The organism is Pseudomonas putida, assembly GCA_041071465.1.
In the GTDB taxonomy this organism is placed as follows: Bacteria; Pseudomonadota; Gammaproteobacteria; order Pseudomonadales; family Pseudomonadaceae; genus Aquipseudomonas; species Aquipseudomonas putida_P.
The window spans coordinates 2,135,871-2,153,533 of the sequence record CP163498.1 but is presented as its reverse complement, the minus strand read 5'-3'; the positions used below and the strand labels follow the sequence as shown (position 1 = coordinate 2,153,533).

At 54.8% G+C, this 17,663-nt stretch carries 17 protein-coding genes and 2 pseudogenes; 14 read left to right on the top strand and 5 right to left on the bottom strand.

Translation table 11 applies throughout. The annotated features are described in order from the left end of the window. Positions 1–574: 574 nt before the first annotated feature. A complete protein-coding gene (locus AB5975_09990) occupies positions 575–1,258 on the top strand; it encodes a hypothetical protein (protein XDR22104.1) in 684 nt (227 codons plus the stop codon). Positions 1,259–1,541: 283 nt separating this feature from the next. Beyond that, positions 1,542–1,673, top strand: coding sequence for a YHYH domain-containing protein (locus AB5975_09985; protein ID XDR22103.1), 132 nt, complete (start codon positions 1,542–1,544; stop codon positions 1,671–1,673). Between the two features lie 72 nt (positions 1,674–1,745). On the opposite strand, the gene AB5975_09980 is transcribed toward AB5975_09985, so the two are convergent. Genes AB5975_09980 through AB5975_09970 form a run of 3 tightly spaced genes read right to left on the bottom strand, consistent with a single transcriptional unit; the run spans position 1,746 to position 3,227 of the window. Then, positions 1,746–2,477, bottom strand: a complete 732-nt coding sequence (locus tag AB5975_09980; protein ID XDR22102.1) for a TraX family protein — start codon at positions 2,475–2,477, stop codon at positions 1,746–1,748. After that, positions 2,474–2,914 carry a YqaA family protein gene (locus AB5975_09975; GenBank protein XDR22101.1) on the bottom strand — a complete coding sequence of 147 codons (441 nt, stop codon included), beginning with the start codon at positions 2,912–2,914 and terminating at the stop codon, positions 2,474–2,476. The genes AB5975_09980 and AB5975_09975 overlap by 4 nt, the downstream gene beginning before the upstream one ends. Positions 2,915–2,918: 4 nt before the next feature. Beyond that, positions 2,919–3,227 (bottom strand): metal-sensing transcriptional repressor, encoded by a 309-nt coding sequence (locus AB5975_09970; GenBank protein ID XDR22100.1) that lies wholly within the window; start codon positions 3,225–3,227, stop codon positions 2,919–2,921. Positions 3,228–3,739: 512 nt separating this feature from the next. On the opposite strand from AB5975_09970, the gene AB5975_09965 reads away from it, so the two are divergent. From AB5975_09965 to AB5975_09940, 6 genes are all read left to right on the top strand, one after another. Further along, on the top strand, positions 3,740–4,477 hold the full coding sequence (locus AB5975_09965) for a HupE/UreJ family protein (protein ID XDR22099.1): 738 nt from the start codon (positions 3,740–3,742) through the stop codon (positions 4,475–4,477). A gap of 11 nt (positions 4,478–4,488) precedes the next feature. Then, positions 4,489–5,145, top strand: a complete 657-nt coding sequence (locus tag AB5975_09960; GenBank protein ID XDR22098.1) for a hypothetical protein — start codon at positions 4,489–4,491, stop codon at positions 5,143–5,145. A 74-nt stretch (positions 5,146–5,219) separates the two neighbouring features. Continuing rightward, a complete protein-coding gene (locus AB5975_09955; protein ID XDR22097.1) occupies positions 5,220–5,342 on the top strand; it encodes a hypothetical protein in 123 nt (40 codons plus the stop codon). Between the two features lie 170 nt (positions 5,343–5,512). Then, positions 5,513–5,788 (top strand): metal/formaldehyde-sensitive transcriptional repressor, encoded by a 276-nt coding sequence (locus tag AB5975_09950; GenBank protein XDR22096.1) that lies wholly within the window; start codon positions 5,513–5,515, stop codon positions 5,786–5,788. Next, positions 5,785–6,726, top strand: coding sequence for a CDF family Co(II)/Ni(II) efflux transporter DmeF (dmeF, locus tag AB5975_09945; protein XDR22095.1), 942 nt, complete (start codon positions 5,785–5,787; stop codon positions 6,724–6,726). The genes AB5975_09950 and dmeF overlap by 4 nt, the downstream gene beginning before the upstream one ends. A 69-nt stretch (positions 6,727–6,795) precedes the next feature. After that, a complete protein-coding gene (locus tag AB5975_09940) occupies positions 6,796–6,969 on the top strand; it encodes a DUF1289 domain-containing protein (protein ID XDR22094.1) in 174 nt (57 codons plus the stop codon). A gap of 40 nt (positions 6,970–7,009) precedes the next feature. On the opposite strand, the gene AB5975_09935 is transcribed toward AB5975_09940, so the two are convergent. After that, complete coding sequence (locus tag AB5975_09935) at positions 7,010–8,314, bottom strand: MFS transporter (GenBank protein ID XDR22093.1); 1,305 nt, start codon at positions 8,312–8,314, stop codon at positions 7,010–7,012. Positions 8,315–8,504: 190 nt separating this feature from the next. Between AB5975_09935 and AB5975_09930 the strand changes: the two genes are divergently transcribed. From AB5975_09930 to AB5975_09905, 6 genes and pseudogenes are all read left to right on the top strand, one after another. Further along, entirely contained in the window at positions 8,505–9,446 is a 942-nt protein-coding gene (locus AB5975_09930; GenBank protein XDR22092.1) for a chromate resistance protein ChrB domain-containing protein, read from the top strand. After that, a pseudogene (gene chrA, locus AB5975_09925) lies at positions 9,439–10,808 on the top strand (chromate efflux transporter). The gene AB5975_09930 and the pseudogene chrA overlap by 8 nt, the downstream one beginning before the upstream one ends. Positions 10,809–10,877: 69 nt before the next feature. After that, a pseudogene (locus tag AB5975_09920) lies at positions 10,878–11,330 on the top strand (chromate resistance protein ChrB domain-containing protein). Positions 11,331–12,596: 1,266 nt separating this feature from the next. Further along, positions 12,597–13,481, top strand: coding sequence for a TauD/TfdA family dioxygenase (locus AB5975_09915; GenBank protein XDR22091.1), 885 nt, complete (start codon positions 12,597–12,599; stop codon positions 13,479–13,481). An 88-nt stretch (positions 13,482–13,569) separates the two neighbouring features. Next, positions 13,570–14,382: a glutamate racemase gene (locus AB5975_09910; GenBank protein ID XDR22090.1), complete on the top strand. Its 813-nt coding sequence runs from the start codon at positions 13,570–13,572 to the stop codon at positions 14,380–14,382. 126 nt (positions 14,383–14,508) lie between these two features. Continuing rightward, a complete protein-coding gene (locus AB5975_09905) occupies positions 14,509–15,732 on the top strand; it encodes an MFS transporter (GenBank protein ID XDR22089.1) in 1,224 nt (407 codons plus the stop codon). Positions 15,733–16,115: 383 nt separating this feature from the next. Here AB5975_09905 and lpdA read toward each other — a convergent pair whose 3' ends face one another. Continuing rightward, positions 16,116–17,516, bottom strand: coding sequence for a dihydrolipoyl dehydrogenase (lpdA, locus tag AB5975_09900; protein ID XDR22088.1), 1,401 nt, complete (start codon positions 17,514–17,516; stop codon positions 16,116–16,118). Between the last annotated feature and the right edge of the window lie 147 nt (positions 17,517–17,663).

Sequence of the window (17,663 nt, the reverse complement as noted above, 5' to 3'; positions counted from 1 at the left end):
CAGGTAGACCGCTTATGGGCATGCGTTCTGGCAGAGCCTAGCTTGGGCAGCTAGCCAACCAAAGGCGCTGCTGTACAGATCTGGTAGCAAAGAAGCCCGCCTCGGCGGCGGGCTATCAGATGTCTCCAAGGGGAGGCTGTAGGCCAACAAGTCTCGGAGCAAGCGCTTGTAGGATACGCCTCTTGGCTCACGCCCACCAGCCAGCTCGACGGGAGCGAATGGTCCTGCGTTCTGACGGCATTTGAAGCGGCTTATGTGGGCCACGTCAATCGGCAGGGCAATCCGCCAAGACAAAGCAAGCTGGTTATCCCCAGGCGGTATACCCTCAGGGAGAGTCAAAGGCAAAGCTAGGGGTAAATCTAGCGGGTACTCACATTTGAGGGCAGAATCACCAGCTTCGCCTACATTGCACTGGGTTGAGGGGAAGGTGGTGGGAGCAGAGCTAGATCGGGTAAAGGATCGCAAAAGGAGCAGAGCGTTAATCGAAGACCTCTACCTCGACGCGAACCGAGTTTACGTAATCCACTACTCCTGCGAATCGTTTTATCAGAACGATACGGGGGAGTCGAAACGTGTGACCTCCATCGCCACACGAAACCTAAAAACCGGCCAGACCAAATCATGGTCCATCCATAAAGAAGCAGAGCTCAGCAAACAGCTCTCCAGCATGCAAGCAGAGCTCAATAAATTCGAAAAGTCGATGCTCAAAGGCTTTTTCCAATGGCTTGATAAGCACAAGGATTGCCGTTTCCTGCACTGGAATATGCGAGACGAAAATTTCGGGTTCTTTGCGCTTGAGCATCGCTTCCGGGTACTCGGCGGCAAACCCGTAGAGCTGCCGGATGACAAGAAGGTTGACCTTGCGCGTGAGCTGGTTGCGTTGTATGGAAGAAATTATGCCCCGCATGCCGATAGCAAGGGAAGGAAAGGCAGGATCATGGCATTAGCTGAACTCAACAATGCCAGCGACCAAGACGCGCTGCCGGGCGCTGATGAGGCTGCCGCCTTTGTGAACGCTGAGTACATAAAAATGCATCAATCGACCTTGAGGAAGCTCGATATGTTTGCGAACTTCTTCGAACGGACACATGACAAGTCCTTGAAGACGAAATCCAAATGGTACGAGCGGAACGGGGTGCACCCTGTTGTGTTGATTGAAATCGTCAAAGACCATCCGATCTACACGACAGTTATCGTACTGAGTGGCCTTGCCATAGCTGCCGTCAATTTCAGCCGTTTCTTGGAGCTTTTCAACTAGCTCCCCGTATCGGGTTCTGCGCTGTAGCGCAAGCGCCAGTTCACCACTCTTTGGGCCTCATTAGGAGGCCTGTAGGTGTATACGGGACTCGGGACGATTGGATTTAGAGAATTAAAACTCTCGCAGCGTTTAATTCCACGGGCTCCAGCCCGACGCCCGTAATTACCCCTTTCATTGGACCACACCTCGTCGGGGACGCAGCCGCTTGCCGTATGAAGGCAATTAGCCATAATCTTCGCCGGTGGCCGAAGCCACGTACAAAAACCAAGCATGGAGTAGCCTGATGAAAATCGTTTACCTCGTGATCGCAGCAGTCCTGTCGTTCTCCTCGGTCACTGCCTTCGCACATAGCGGCGGTACCGACTCCAAGGGTTGCCACACCAACCACAAAACGGGCGAGCGCCACTGTCACTAAGGCGGTCCGCAGGTCCTTCAGCGCTGGTGTTCTTGACCCTGAGGATGCCAGCCATAGAAGCAAAGCCAGCAGCTAAAGCAAGTTGCGAATACCCAGTAGCGCCACCAGGTGGCCGGGGTAGAACCAATAGCTCCACTGTTTGACAGGCACGACCTTGAACGGCAATGGGGCCCAGAACAGCGCCAAACCGAGCAGAGGTGCAAGAGCGGCGGTCGACAGTGCGAGGATGGCGAATGGTTCTAGTTGCGCTGCTTGCTCGAACAGGCCAGTTCGAGAGTTGGCAGCAGCACAGAGTGCGACGGGCAGTAACGCGAAAAGTTCGGGGCGCTTGATCGCGAGCACCAGAGCTGCCGGCACGAACACTCCATAAAAGCCGAACATCAACGGCTCGCTCAGCAAATAGGCAGCCAGAATCGCCCCGCCGGCCAGTACCAGGCTTTCGAGCGTCCGGTGCTGCACTCCCCAAGCGACCAGCAGACCCAACGCCAACGTGACCAGGACGTTGAATGTGCCTGAGGTGCTGACCATCCGGTATGGCACTTCTGATAGCGCCGCAAACAACACCAAAAGGGCGAGATACCGGCCATTACTCCGGATAAACAACTCACCAGGCTGGTTCCGCGAAACGTTGATGGCCACCGCCAAACAGAACAAAGGAAAGGACAGTCGGCCTAAGACAAACAGGTTACTGGTAGCCGGCCAGGCCAACCGCATGTGATCGAGCACCATCGTAATCAAGGCGATCCACTTGATCAGGTCCTGGCCCGTGTGCCGCTCTCTGTGACGGATGGGATCTGACGTCACGGCATGCTCCCGAGTACCAAAAGAGTCAGTAGCAAGTACCGCCCACCCTTGGCCAAGGTCACCAACAGTGTGAACCGCCAAAGTGGCTCGCGCATGACCCCGGCTACCAACGTAATTGGATCGCCGATAATGGGTACCCAGCTCAATAGCAGTGACCAGTATCCATAGCGCTGGTAGAAGACTTGTGCCTTCTCCAGCTTGGACTCCCTAATCGGGAACCAGCGCTTGTGCTTGAAGTGCTCGACGCCTCGACCCAAAAACCAGTTAACCACGGAACCCAGCACATTGCCGGCGGTAGCCACCGCGACAAGCGCCACGGGCAGGTACAGCTCAGACACTAGCATCGCGGCCAGCGCGGCTTCTGACTGCATGGGTAGCAGCGTGGCGGCCGCAAAAGCTGCCAGAAACAGGCCGAGGTAGCTGGTGAGCTCGAACACGGCCCTACAGGTACTTGGTAATTTGCTTGAATTCGTCCAGGGCCGATCGATCGCCCTTGCTCAAGGCTGCAACCGAGTCCTCAAGACAGTGGTCGATATGGTCCTGGATGAGCGTGCGCTTGGCCTGGCAGACGGCCTTTTCAACCGCATGCAGTTGCTGGGCAATGTCTACACACTCGCGCCCATCCTCGATCATGGCAATGATGCTGCGCAGATGGCCGTCTGCACGCTTCAGGCGCTTGATGATCGCCTCATGGCTCTGGTGAGTATGGGCATGGCCCTGTTCATCATCGTGCTGGTGATCATCGGACATATCTTGAGTCTCTGTCGGCGATACATTACGCTGGCGATGCTATCCCCCCCAGGGGGTTAGGTCAAACGTGCAACGTTGCTGTTGAATCAGCGTCATAGGCATCTGAATGTCCCGTCGTTTCCTGTCATCAGCCATCCTCGTGGCTTTGGCTATGGCCGTTATGCTGGCCTGGACGGGGCACGCCTATTCGTTGGCAGTACCGACTCAAGTCGCTGCCCAAGAAGCAGGGAACATGAAGCATGGGCATGACCATGGCGAGGCCTCATGGAGCTGCGCGCATTGCACTGACCACTATCATGCCCCGCTCACGCCCGACCACCAGCACGAGACCCCTCAGCTCTCTTCTGCTGCGCAACTGACACCTATCTTCGGCCCGTCCATGCCATTGGCCTGGTCAGGCAACTCGGTACCACACCCGCCTATCTTCCGAATCGAACGCCCACCTCGTCCTGCTTTTGCTTCCTGACCCTGGCCGCTTTGCGGCTCTCGATCACTGCAAAAAGGATTGATCCATGCGTTTACACTCGATAACGGGTGGGAGCTTGCTCGCTGTGCGTGCACGCCATCCCATCTGCCTCTTGTTCCTGTTCGTCGCGTCATTGCTTATCGGCATGCCGGAGGCATTGGCACACGCCGTAGCGGAAGGCGACAAGGGATTCATCCAGGAAAGCTCGGGGGTCATGCTGATCCCGTTCATCTACATGGGCGCCAAGCACATGATGACGGGCTATGACCACCTGCTGTTCCTGTTCGGCGTCATCTTCTTCCTCTACCGCCTCAAGGACGTGGGCCTCTACGTCACGCTATTCGCCGTTGGACATTCGGTCACGCTGCTGTTCGGCGTGCTTACTGAGATCAGCATCAGCTCCTACATCATCGACGCGATCATCGGTTTCTCGGTGGTCTACAAGGCGATGGACAACCTGGGGGCCTTCAAGCGCTGGTTCGGTTACCAGCCGAACACCAAAGCCGCGACGCTCGTCTTCGGCCTGCTGCATGGCTTTGGCCTGGCAACAAAGATCCAGGAGTACGAAATCTCGGCCGACGGCCTGATCCCCAACCTCATTGCTTTCAATGTCGGGGTTGAGATCGGTCAGTTGCTCGCGCTGAGCGCCATCCTGATCGTGATGGGCTTCTGGAGAAGAACCGGTGGTTTCTGGCGTCACGCCTACACCGCCAACGTTGCCATGATGAGCGCCGGTTTCCTGCTGATGGGTTATCAGCTGACTGGCCTGATTGTTACCGCTTGAGGATTCTGAACATGTTCAACTCCCCACTTCCTTCGGCAAACGAACTGCCGAGCAGCCGTCAGCTCATTCGATCCACCGCCATCGCCTTCGCTGCCGCGATGGGCCTTCTGGTCACCGTGGTCATGCCTTCGGAGTATGCCGTCGACCCAACAGGTCTGGGCCGAGCCATGGGTCTTACCCAGATGGGCGAGATCAAGATCTCCCTCGCCCAAGAAGCCTTGGCCGATGAGGCCGCTACGAAAGCCGCTGTACCTGCGCCGGCAATACCGGCACCGGTTCCCGAGGCTGCTCCCGCTCCGGCTCCACAAGTTGCAGCGGTGCAGCCTGCCCAGCAAGCAGTGCAGCCAGCGGCAAAAACCGACGAGGTCAGTTTGACCCTCAAGCCAGGCGAAGGGCGCGAGATCAAGCTCGAAATGCGTAAGGGAACTGTCGTTGCATATGAGTGGAATGCTTCGGGACCGGTCAACCACGACACCCACGGTGAAACCTATGACGCGGCCCAGGGCGACTTCCACAGCTACAGCAAGGGTCGTCAGGTGCAAAGCGACAAGGGTGAGCTGACTGCGCTCTTCGACGGCACCCATGGCTGGTTCTGGCGCAACCGTACCACGGGTAACGTCACCATTGTGCTGAACACGACTGGCGACTATCTCAACCTGAAGAAATGACGCGTGGTCGAGGCTCACTAGAAGTGAGCCTCGACCTATCAATTTTTTGATCTCACCACTGTGGAACCTACGACATGACCATCAAACTGCTACGTTCGCTCGCTGTAATCGGTCTCCTCGGCCTGCTCGTCGCATGCGGCGATGCCGAGCCAGAGGTGTCGAACGATAGCGCGGGCCATGGCCACGCTCACGACTGATACCCCGGTTAGAGCCAAGGAAGGCTCTATCTACCGCTCCTCAGGATGACGGTTGATACGTTCGCCAGTCATCCCGCTCGTCTCAAAAATCGCCTGCTGATTACTGGTCTCTTGTATAGGGGGGTGGGGTATGACAATCTCCGCGCCAATATACATAGGGGGAGTATGGTATGGGCCATCTCGCATCGAACAAAGAGGCGCTGCTCAAGCGCGTCAAACGCATTGCTGGGCAGGTGCAGGCAATTGAAAAAGCCCTTCAGGAAGAAGAGGACTGCGCCAAGACCCTGCTACTGGTGGCATCGGCCCGTGGAGCGATGAATGGGTTGCTGGACGAAATCATCAAGGATCACGCCAGGGCGCACGTAGCTCACCCGTCACTTACTGACGAAGAGCGCAGCAAGGGCGTAGAAGAACTCCTGGAAGCCATTCAGCGGTACTCAAAATGACTTCGGACATCCAAGCTATGAGCACGACGGCAACCACCCATGACCATGTTTTTCTCGGTGCCTCCCATGAAGAGAATGCGAAGCGCACGCTCTGGGTCGTGTTGCTGACCGTTGTAATGATGGTGGGTGAGATTGCCGCAGGCTACATCACCGGATCGATGGCCCTACTCGCCGACGGCTTCCACATGGCCACACACGCTGGTGCGCTCGGCATCGCGGCCGCTGCATACGCGTATGCCAAGCGACACGCCACCAACTCTGGGTTCAGTTTTGGTACGGGCAAGGTCGGCGATCTGGGTGGGTTTGCTTCGGCGCTGATCCTGGGACTCGTTGCCCTGGCAGTGGGTGCTGAGTCGATCGTCCGTTTGTTCCAACCGAATGAAGTGCAATTCAGCATCGCGATTGGTATCGCGATAGTTGGCTTGCTGGTGAACATCGTGAGTGCGTTGCTGCTGGGCCACGGGCACAACCATGATCACGGGCATGACCACCACCATCACCACGATCATGGCCACGGGCACGGCGACAACAATCTGCAATCGGCCTATGTGCATGTCCTGGCCGATGCACTGACCTCGGTCCTTGCGATCGTCGCACTGCTGGCGGGCAAATACCTTGGATGGGTCTGGCTCGACCCTGTGATGGGCATCGTCGGCGCCGTTGTTATCGGGCGCTGGTCCTGGAACCTGATGAAAGTGACTGCCGGCGTCCTTCTGGACAAAACTGATGATCACGTAGCGCAGGAAATCCGCGAGTTCATTGAGCAACCGGGTGACGTCCGCATCTGCGATCTTCACGTTTGGCGCGTAGGCCCCGACGCCCACGCCGCTATCGTCAGCGTTGTTGGCAAAGCCGCAACCAGTGTTGAAAGTATTCGTGAGCGGCTGTTGCCGGTTCATGAAATTCGGCACCTGACCGTCGAAATTCACCAAGCCTAATCTGTGGATGCGGGCCGCTGAGGCGGCCTGCACTCACGCGCCACAATCCTGCCCACAGGTAACTCATCCATGGCTTCGCAGATCGAGAACCCTTGTATTTCACTCTGTCAGTTGAAGGGCGATCTCTGTGTAAGCTGCGGACGGTCGAAAGATGAAATCCGCAAGTGGAAGCGCATGAAACGTCCGGAGAAGATGGCCGCCGTACAGAAAGCCAGTGCGCGGCTGAAGGCGCTCAAGAAATAGCACCGACCCAGCGACTCTCCACCGCCCTGGATGGAGGGCGCTATCGCCGTGGCCATTTCCGGTGGAGCTCATCAATGACAAACGAGTGCGCATGAGATTTTCCATCAGCGACATGAGGATGATCTTCCGAAAGATCGTCGTGCTGATGCGACACAACCTCGTGCTCATGGTCGGGATGCCAGATCCATTTGCTCAGTGTCCACGCAAACCCAGCGAGTAGACCTAGGCCAACGAACGCAGCAGTGAGGCTGACGCTGGCTCCCAGCCACCCGGCCAGCGGGTAGGTAATCAGCCAACAAGCATGAGACAAGGCGAACTGCGCCGCGAACAGCGCTGGTCGATCCTGAGCCGAAGAAGATCGACGCAAGATCCGCCCCGACGGCGTTTGTGCCAGGGAATATCCAGCGCCCAGCACCACCCACAGAACAACCAAGGCCGAATAACTGGAGACGAAAGCCCCGATCAGCAAACCAGCCACCAGGATCGCTCCGCCGGCAAGCATGGCCTTACGATCGTCCAGACGCTCAAGAAGTCGCGGAAGCAGCATGGCCACCACCATCGAACCGCCACCGAAAGCCATCAACGCCATGGCCATCGCGCTCTGATCCAGCCCAAGCTTCGCCTGAACCAACACGACCGTATTCACGATAACCATCGCGCTGGCTGCAGCAATTGCGAGGTTCAAGGCCAGGAGGCCGCGCAGGCGCGGGGTACGCAGGAAGATCCGTAGGCCTTTGGTCGTCCGCTCGTAGATGCTCCGCTTGGGCCCGCGAACGGCTACCGGCAATACCGCTGAAACCACCATCGCAGCTGACACGAGGAAACCCACGACGGTGCCACCGAACAGGCTGTGGAAGCTGACCACGGTCAACAGGGCTGCCGCGAGCATCGGGCTAATAACACTCTCCAGGTCATAAGCCAGGCGCGAAAGTGATAGCGCCCGGGTGTACTCACGCTCGTCAGGGAGGATGTCAGGAATGGTGGCCTGGAACGTTGGCGTAAACGCGGCAGATGCAGACTGCAGCACGAAAATCAGCACGTAGATCTGCCAGATCTCGGTGACAAACGGGAGTAACAGCGCCACGGCTGCCCTGACCAGGTCGAGGGAGACCAGCATGGCTTTTCTGGGTAGGTGTTCGGCAAACGCACCGGCAATCGGCGCCACGCCAATGTAGGCCACCATCTTGATCGCGAGCGCAGTGCCCAAGACGGCGCCGGCCTGCGCGCCGGCTAGATTATAGGCCAGAAGCCCAAGCGCTACGGTCGCCAGGCCGGTGCCGATCAAGGCAATCACCTGAGCAATGAACAGGTGCCTGTAAGTGCGGTTTTTCAGGACAGATAGCATGGCACCTCCGTGCACGGCTGGAGGCGATCTCTATCGCCTGAACTTCATCAGATCGACAACAGCGTATCCCCCCCAGGGGGATATGGTCAACGCGATTCCATACGGCTCGACACGCTCGATGAATACCCGTTGCATTTGGACGAAACTGGCTTAATGTAGGAAAAGATACATTTTATGTTGAGTTTTCTACATGATTAGCTGGTCGCTATTGATTTTGGGACTGCCGACAGCAAACGCCACCGAACGAATGCGCGCCTGGAGAACGCTGAAGGCCTCTGGCGCCGCCGTGCTACGCGATGGTGTGTACTTGCTGCCGGAACAAAGCGCGGGCCGCGAAACGTTCGAAGCCGTGGAGCGAGATGTGCTAGCCATCAACGGCACGGCATTTCTGCTGTCGTTGCCAGAACGCGAGGAGCGCTTCAGCGGGCTATTCGACAGAAGCGATGAATACGCCAAGCTGATGGAAGAAATTGCAGGCTGCCGAGCTGACCTATCCCCGGATAATGCGTTGCTGACAGCCCGACAGGTGCGCAAGCTCAGGAAGGCCTTCGGCCAGTTGGCAGCGATCGATTTCTTCCCAGGTGTACTCAAGACCCAAGCCGACGCGGCCCTGCAGGAGCTTGAGACCGCGATTAGCCGCGCTCTGTCTTCTGATGAGCCGAGTGCGCACGATGAGGCGATCAACCAGCTGGAGCGCAGCGAATACCAAGGTCGCCGATGGGCAACGCGAAAACGTCCTTGGGTAGACCGGTTGGCCTGTGCCTGGCTGATCCGTCGCTTCGTTGATGCCGATGCCCAATTCATTTGGTTGGACAGTCCCAGCGACTGCCCAAGCGATGCGCTCGGCTTTGATTTTGATGGGGCCCGATTCAGCCACGTTGGCCAGCGGGTTTCCTTCGAAACCCTCATCGAGAGCTTCGCCTTTCAGCAGCCAGGCCTGGCACGCCTGGCGGGTGTCATCCACTACCTGGATGTGGGAGGCGTACAACCTTCCGAAGCACCCGGTATCGAGCGTGTCCTCGCCGGATTGAGAGAGAGCATTGGCGATGACGATCAACTGACAATGGTCGCAGGAGGCATCTTCGATGGCCTGCTGACGGCTTTCGCAAGCGAGGAAGCCCAAAATGGTTGATACCACCTCCGCAGTAAGTGAACAGCCGCCATCGCAAGCGTCTCAGCAGCCGATCGGTCTGTATGAAGCCTTCCTGTTCTGGCTCAAGTTAGGCTTCATCAGCTTTGGCGGGCCTGCCGGACAGATCTCAGTCATGCATCAGGAGTTGGTCGAGCGTAGGGGGTGGATCAGCGAGAAACGGTTTCTACACGCGCTGAACTACTGCATGTTGCTGCCCGGCCCCGAGGCTCAGCAGCTCGCAACGTATATCGGTTGGCTCATGCACCGCAGCTGGGGTGGGGTAATTGCCGGCGCATTGTTCGTGCTGCCTTCACTGTTCATCCTGATCGGTTTGTCCTGGGTCTATGTCGCCTTTGGCGAGGTGCCGGTAGTCGCGGGCATTTTCTATGGCATCAAGCCGGCGGTCACCGCCATTGTCGTCCACGCTGCACACCGGATTGGTTCACGAGCCCTCAAGAACGGCTGGCTGTGGGCTATGGCCGGCGCCTCGTTCGTCGCTATCTTCGCCCTCAACGTGCCGTTCCCGCTGATCGTGCTGGTGGCCGCCATCATCGGCTATGTGGGGGGCCGCTTCGCACCCGGCAAGTTCGTGATCGGCGGCGGTCATGGGGCCGCGAAGAACAGCTTCGGTCCGGCGCTGATCGATGACGACACCCCAACCCCTGAGCATGCCCGTTTCAGCTGGGGACATCTGGTACACCTGCTGCTGGTCGGTGGAGCGCTGTGGGTGCTGCCCATGGGGTTGCTAACGCTGTCGTTTGGCTGGGACGGCAGCCTGACGCAGATGGGCTGGTTCTTCACCAAGGCTGCACTGATGACGTTTGGCGGGGCGTACGCGGTGCTGCCTTATGTCTACCAGGGCGCTGTCGGTCATTACGGGTGGCTGACGCCAACCCAAATGATCGATGGCCTCGCTTTGGGGAAACCACGCCAGGGCCACTGATCATGGTGGTTGCCTTCGTCGGATTCATCGGTGGGTACGTGCATCCGATGTTCGGTGCGGAGCACCCGTTCCTTGCCGGTGCAGTCGCGGCGAGCCTCGTGACCTGGTTCACCTTCCTGCCTTCCTTCATCTTCATCCTTGCCGGTGGCCCAGTGGTGGAGTCGACTCACAACGAGATGAAATTCACTGCACCGCTGACAGGCATCACCGCGGCTGTGGTGGGGGTGATCCTGAACCTCGCCATGTTCTTCGGCTACCACGTACTTTGGCCAAAAGGCTTCAGTGGGGCGTTTGACTGGCCTTCAGCGATGATAGCGGTTGCTGCAGCAATTGCCCTATTCCGCTTTAAGCGGGGTGTCATTCAGGTTCTATTCGCTTGCGCCCTGGCAGGCCTGGCAGTCCACATGTTGCGTGGTTGAAACCAACTGCCGGCCGACATCATCGGCCGGTGTTTCATGACCCATCGCCTGCCGGCGGTGGGGTGTCCAATGAAATGGGTAACGCGTGAACGTCCAAAGATCGATCGGATCGCCTGTCCTTGGCTCATCCAGCGCTTCATCGATACAGTCCCGGTTTTCCGCTACGTCCCCAGCAGCGAGGTCTTGCGCGTGGCAAGTGATGAAGGTGCCACGCTCTATGACATTCTAGGGGTAGACCTGAGCCATGTCGGGCCGTTAAGCAGCTTCGACGCCTTCCTCAAGAAGTACCAGCTCGATGATCCCACTCTGGCCAAGCTCGCCGAAATCGTCCGTGGCGCGGACACGTCCAGGCTGGATCTCACGCCCCAGTCGGCGGGGCTTTACGCCATTTCTTTGGGGCTGTTTCGCTGCTACACGGATGACCACGAAATGCTCAAACATGGCCGGATTCTGTAAGACGCCCTCTTTGCATGGTGCCGTGACTGCCACGGTGAAACGCACACCAGGCCACCGCAGATGTAAGAACTCAGCTTGCCGGGCAATGGAAATTTCTTCTGATGACGTATCGGTGGGGCTGCGTCATGAGCTCGCTGTACTGGCCCTTTGCTTGTTTCGCCGCGCAGCCGAGAATCGCTTCCAACCGGACTGTAAGGCCCGATCTAGGACTGTGTGCTGGCAGAGTGAAGAGGGGGCATGAGACAGACTTAGTACCTGTGAACAGGAGAAGCTCGTACCGATTACCTCTGTGTACAAAGATACCATCATAATTTTTCCGGGGTTTTTGCACGATATATCCTTGTGATTTTTCTTTGGCTGAACCTTTGCTGTGACAACCTTTACTGTTGTGACGACCTTTATTAAACGGAAAAGCCCAAGAATTTTTGAAAGATTATGCTTTGTGACAACCTTTATTCTCTCTTCTCCAGGATCAGCGCCCCCGCTCGGCCGCGGAATCCAAGAGCTTTTGTGACAAAGTTTATTAATCCGTAACATCAAAATTGGGTTTAGAGAATTAAAGCTGTCGCAGGAGCCGGTGAGGTCCATCTCATCGTCTCCTGCGAGGCTTCCGGCCCTTCGTCTGAAGCTTCGCCCCTTACCTTTTCTGCTCTTCAGGGACCCGCAACCCGTGCTGTTGCGAATCCAACCTGATGAAATGCCCCTTTCGGATGTTGAACGAAACCTTTACTTACAGTTCCACGACTCTGACTTAGATATTCTGAGGTCTGCGAGAGTTTTGAAGATATTCTAGGTTTTGTACGAAATTCCGGAAACCCAATTACTACCCCGCTGAAGCATTTTGTAGAGTTCGCAGCGTCATACGTTTCAACGTGTACGTTCTGGACCAAGCTACTTGCCCCTATTCTCATTTAAATGCACCGCATCTTTCGATGGGGTGCATTTTTTGTTCCGCAAAATTATAGCTTTCAATGCTTTCAAAATCCGCGATTTTATTTTTCGCACAAAAGAATAAGAAATACCCTACGTCTTTGAATATTGACCATGCCCAGCAAATTTCCTTATCGTAATTCTTACATCACAACAACCGTGATTGGATATTTTTCGACATTAAATATAAGACAGAAAAGGTTGCCAATTTCCAAGTCTACGGTCAATCGAAGGACGTGGAGTCTTAAATTTCGACCAGTGCCTAAGATAGGTTTCGACAGGTTTGATCACAGATACGAAGGGGTAACATATTGTGGTGACTGAAGTAAAGAAGCTTGTTCTTACCCATTATGAAAAACTGCAAGTTCGGGGTTTGTTGGATGAGGTTATTAAAGAGCCGGAATGACAAATCAGTACAGCTTTATGGAAAAAGCAGTTCTGTATGCCCAAGAATTGCCACGAAGCATTCGTAAAGTATTCTACGACTTCAAACGAAAAGAAGAATTTGCGGCTCTTCTAGTTTCCGGGAATCCCGTTCTTCGACATGGTGCAGGGGCAACGCCAAAAGGGTATATTGAATTAGAAGAAGACTATTGTTTGAGTGACGCAAAAATCTTGCATGGCCTATACGGGTCATTACTGGGCGAAGGTATCGGATTCACTTCGCAGCGCGGGGGTAGCCTGTATAACAATATTATACCGTTTAAAGGGTATGGATGCATTGCCAATTCAAGTTCTGGGTCTGTTCTCGATTTTGGATTCCATGTAGAAGATGCATTTCACCCTGCTCGACCAGAGTACTTAGGGCTCGTGTGCATGCGTAATGATGAACGTGCAGCGACAGTTCTTTCTAGCATTGATGGCATCAAGCTTAGCGAGGAAGAAATAAATGTGCTATTTGAGTCGAGGTTTAGAATTTCTCACAACCCAATACACAACACATCTGACGTGGTCGAAGAAAACGCCCAGACAATTCTATTTGGCCATAGAGACGCACCCTATGTAAAAATTAATGCAGCCACTTTGGATGTCGGGGAATATGAAGGCATCGAACGTCAAGCGTTGGAAAAACTCTTAAATCACTTTTCAGAAAATCGCGTGACACTCATACTTGAGCAAGCGGATTGTGTCTTCATCGATAACTACCGGTGTGTACATGCACGTGATTCGTTCAATGCTAATTACGGTGGTGGCGCCCGTTGGCTATCTCGGGTTGTATTCGCATCAAGCCTGAGGAAGTCCCGAGAAATGCGGGACTCGGTAGATACTCGCGCTATCAATGCATAGGGTGAAGGCCGATGCATATCCTCAATAGTTCACTGGCGATTGCCTTCAGCTTTTGGCTGGATGACGAAAATAAACTATATAGCAGTCAATGGTTGAGTGCGAAGCGGCCAATTGTAGTATTGGATTCTGGCGTAGGGGGCTGACACTGTCCCGGCAACTGGAACTTCTACTTCCTGAGGCAAGTATACTCTATGTGGTAGATAATGAATGGTTCCCGTACGGTAGCAAGTCCGGGGCTGAAATTTCTCAAAGGGTACAGCATTTAATTGATCAGCTCTATACACAAATTAGGCCGTTAGCTATCGTTGTAGCGTGTAATACCGCTTCCGTCGCTATGAAGGACTATGGTCTAGACTCATGTGTTCAGCACTGTTTCTTAATAACGCCCCCCCTAGAGGAAGCTGTTGAAATTTCCGACCAAAAAAATATCGTATTACTTGCCACTCCCGGCACGGTTAAGAGTAGGTATATTCGCCGCGCGATGGCCATAACAAGAAATCGGCCCAATATATGGCCAATAGCGGCGCAGCCGTTGGTAGCACTGTCTGAAGCCCGATTGGCAGGGCAGGAAGCAAGTTTTGCTAGTTTCACTAAGCTTGTGGATGACCATCTCACTACAAAACAGCGATTTTCAATTGACACAGTTATCCTTGGTTGCACTCACTTCCCTCATGTAATTAAAGACTTGGAAGGGATATTCCCATCCGTTCAGAATTGGCTCGACCCTGCAAAAAAAGTTGCTCTGCGGGTCGCATCTACAGTGAAAAAAAAGCACGCTTCCATTAGCCAGCCTTTAAAAGCTGTTATCTTTACAAGTAAGCAAGATATTATTGGCTATCGCAAGGTGTTTTCGAAAAATGGCTTCTGCACAGACATCAAAACCTTGACCGCTAATTTTTGATAGTTGGTTGGTCAGTCAACTAACATACGTTGTTAGAAACTGGAAATTTCATTGGTGCAGGCAGAGAACTTCAAATGTCAACGCAACGTCTTAGTGTCAGGTTTTTAGAAGTGGGGGATTTGACGCATGAATTTTCCAAATAAGAATTATCGTTGGGTAATTTTAGCTGTGGCTACTTTTGCACAAGCTAGCGCTTGTTTTTTCGTTCAAGGCTTTGGGGCTATCGCGTTAAATGTTCAGTCCGAGATGGGCCTCAGTAATTGGCAGATCGGCACATTGGTTTCGGCAGCACAGTTGATTCCGCTTTTTGGTCTATTGATTGCTGGCGAGCTATTGGATAGGTACAGTGAGCGATTTGTTGTTGGTGTAGGAACAGTAATCGTTGGCGTTTCATTGTGCTGCGCGGCGCTGGCAAATTCTTACACTGAATTGCTTATGATCCTAGTACTATTAGGTTTTGGATACAGCACGGCTCAGCCCGGAGGAAGCAAGTCTGTATCTAATTGGTTTCAAGGTAGTCAGCTAGGTTTTGCAATGGGTATTCGACAAGCTGGATTACCCCTGGGCGGCGCCATGGCCGCGTTACTACTTCCATTTTTTGCCAGCCAATACTCTGTTCAAACAGCTTTTTTGGTGGGCGGACTTGTAGCGTTGTTTGGTGCCATCTTATTTGTTTTGCTGTATAAAAAACCTGAGATAAGTCAGGGCATCGAAAGAAAAAAAATCAATCTAAAATTGGCGGCTGTGTCCCGACTGTCTATGGTAACCGAACCTGCCATGAGAAAAATCATGGTGTCCGGTGCTAGTCTCACTGCCTCACAGTATGCCATTTCAGTCTTCTTAGTTTTGTATCTTTATACCTCAGTTGGGCTTGATAGATCTACTGCGACGATGATGTTCTTCGTGGTGCTAGGGGCAGGCATAGTCGGAAGGGTTGTCCTAGCGGCTTGGAGTGATCATTGTGAGTCAGGAAGGTACTACCCCGTGATGACTTGTCTCGGTGCGGTAGCGGCCATATTGATGCTGTTACCCTTTTTGAATACAAAAAATTTGTTAATGCTAAGTGTTTTTATGGCGTTCACTGGTTTTTTTGCATACGGATGGTACGGTCCATGGGTAGCTTACATTGCAGAAACTGCTCCTGCTGATCGCAAGGGTTTTGCGCTGGGAATGGCCATGACAGCTAATCAGCTCTCCGTTGTATTGATTCCCCCGATTATTGGCTTATCACGGGATAGCCTTGGTACCTATGCTTATGGTTGGGGAACTTTAGCAATAGTATCTGTCATTGTGCTATTTACTACTTTCAACAGAAAACAGGGGAAATTAGACAAGAGAATGTGCAATTGAGGCGAAAAAAAACAAAGCAGATTTTTGTGAGTAATGAGGGTTCTAGGCTCTTTTTGAAGAGTCTGAGAAGATGGTCAGGCAAGGCGAAACCGCCGAGGAAGCGCAGTTTACTGGAGTAAATGAGCATTCCTGGGCGGTTTTCAAAGGAGCATCACCGAGAATCAAGGCTTTTCAGACAGGGGCTAGGCTCTGTACGAAAAGAGATGTCGCAAACACCGAATAGAGCAGGCCAGCTAGACCATAGCTGCATAGCTTTCCGCGACCTTTTCGAGGAAACAGCGCACCCAGGCATACGATCAGGATCGTCATTCACAATCAATGGCTACGTTAACCTGGCCGCTTGCATCCTGATCTTGAATGGCCACTGCTGCGAACAGCTGCGGTCAGATCTGCATCGCCATGCCGTCCACATTCATCGCTGCCTGGCGCAGGGCCTCGGAGCGCGTCGGGTGCGGGTGGCAGGTGAGGGCGATGTCTTCTGCCGAGGCCGAGAACTCCATGGCCACGCAGAACTCACCAATCATTTCACTGACGCTTGGCCCTACCAGGTGTACGCCCAGTACTTCATCGGTTTGGGCATCGGCGATGACCTTGGCGAAGCCTTCGGTCTCGTGGTTGATCTTGGCCCGGCTGTTGGCGGTGAAGGGGAACTTGCCGACCTTGTAGGCGCGTCCTTCTGCTTTGAGCTGCTCCTCGGTCTTGCCCACGGTGGCCAGCTCCGGGCGGGTGTAGATTACGCCAGGGATGAGGTTGTAGTTGACCTCGTGGGGCTTGCCGGCGATGCGCTCGATGCAGGCTACCGCTTCGTCTTCGGCCTTGTGCGCCAGCATCGGGCCGGACGTGACGTCGCCAATCACCCACACACCTGGTACTGAAGTGCGGTGGTGCTCGTTACCGAGCATGCCACGCTTGTCGGTTTCCAGGCCCACGCTTTCAAGGTTCAGCCCTTTGGTATAAGGGCGGCGGCCGATAGCCACCAGCACGTAATCGGCCTGCAGCGATTCTGCGGTGCCGCCAGCGGCAGGCTCCAGCGTCAGGCTCACGCCATCGGCACTTGCAGTAGCCTGGGTCACTTTACTGCCCAGCTTGAACACCATGCCTTGCTTGGCCAGTGCCTTCTGCAGGGTCTTGGCGGTTTCCGTGTCGGTGCCTGGGCAGATGCGGTCGAGGTATTCGATGACGGTGACCTGGCTACCCAGCCGGCGCCAGACCGAACCCAGCTCAAGGCCGATTACGCCGGCACCGATGACGACCAGGTGCTTGGGCACTTGCGGCAGCGACAGCGCACCGGTCGAGTCGATGATGCGCTGGTTGTCGATAGTCACGCCTGGCAGGGGGGTTGGCTCGGAGCCGGTGGCGATGACGATGTCCTTGGCCTGCAGCGCAGTTTCGCTGCCGTCTTCGGCCTTGACCACGACCTTGCCCACGCCATCCAGGCGCCCCCAGCCTTTGATCCAGTCGACTTTGTTCTTGCGGAACAGGTACTCGATGCCCTTTGTCAGGCCGGTCACGCTCTCATCCTTTTGTTTCATCATCTGGGCGAGGTTGAGGGTGGGCTTGACTTCGATACCGAGGTGGGCGAATTCGTCACCGCTGGCGGCTTCGTAAAGCTCGGAAGCATGCAGCAGTGCCTTGGAAGGCATGCAACCAACGTTCAGGCAGGTGCCGCCCAAGGTCGAGCGGCCTTCCACGCAGGCGACGCTAAGGCCCAACTGGCCAGCGCGGATGGCGGCGTTGTAGCCGCCAGGGCCACCGCCGATGATCACCACGTCATAAGATTTCATGGGTTCAACTCCAGGATGTAGAAGCGCGAGAGGGGCATAAGGTTAAGCTGAGAAGGAAAGATTGTATACAATCCACTGCATGGATAAGAACAGTTGGTTCTAGACCATGGTCTTGTTTAGAGGAAACATCCCACCAATGAACTACTC

Coding starts and splice junctions, on each gene's coding strand:
- AB5975_09985 (XDR22103.1), top strand. CDS start 1,542: ATGAAAATCGTTTACCTCGTGATCGCAGCAGTCCTGTCGTTCTCCTCG.
- AB5975_09950 (XDR22096.1), top strand. CDS start 5,513: ATGGGCCATCTCGCATCGAACAAAGAGGCGCTGCTCAAGCGCGTCAAA.
- AB5975_09910 (XDR22090.1), top strand. CDS start 13,570: ATGGTTGAGTGCGAAGCGGCCAATTGTAGTATTGGATTCTGGCGTAGG.
- dmeF (XDR22095.1), top strand. CDS start 5,785: ATGACTTCGGACATCCAAGCTATGAGCACGACGGCAACCACCCATGAC.
- AB5975_09935 (XDR22093.1), bottom strand. CDS start 8,314: ATGCTATCTGTCCTGAAAAACCGCACTTACAGGCACCTGTTCATTGCT.
- lpdA (XDR22088.1), bottom strand. CDS start 17,516: ATGAAATCTTATGACGTGGTGATCATCGGCGGTGGCCCTGGCGGCTAC.
- AB5975_09965 (XDR22099.1), top strand. CDS start 3,740: ATGCGTTTACACTCGATAACGGGTGGGAGCTTGCTCGCTGTGCGTGCA.
- AB5975_09915 (XDR22091.1), top strand. CDS start 12,597: ATGACAAATCAGTACAGCTTTATGGAAAAAGCAGTTCTGTATGCCCAA.
- AB5975_09970 (XDR22100.1), bottom strand. CDS start 3,227: ATGTCCGATGATCACCAGCACGATGATGAACAGGGCCATGCCCATACT.
- AB5975_09955 (XDR22097.1), top strand. CDS start 5,220: ATGACCATCAAACTGCTACGTTCGCTCGCTGTAATCGGTCTCCTCGGC.
- AB5975_09960 (XDR22098.1), top strand. CDS start 4,489: ATGTTCAACTCCCCACTTCCTTCGGCAAACGAACTGCCGAGCAGCCGT.
- AB5975_09930 (XDR22092.1), top strand. CDS start 8,505: ATGATTAGCTGGTCGCTATTGATTTTGGGACTGCCGACAGCAAACGCC.
- AB5975_09905 (XDR22089.1), top strand. CDS start 14,509: ATGAATTTTCCAAATAAGAATTATCGTTGGGTAATTTTAGCTGTGGCT.
- AB5975_09940 (XDR22094.1), top strand. CDS start 6,796: ATGGCTTCGCAGATCGAGAACCCTTGTATTTCACTCTGTCAGTTGAAG.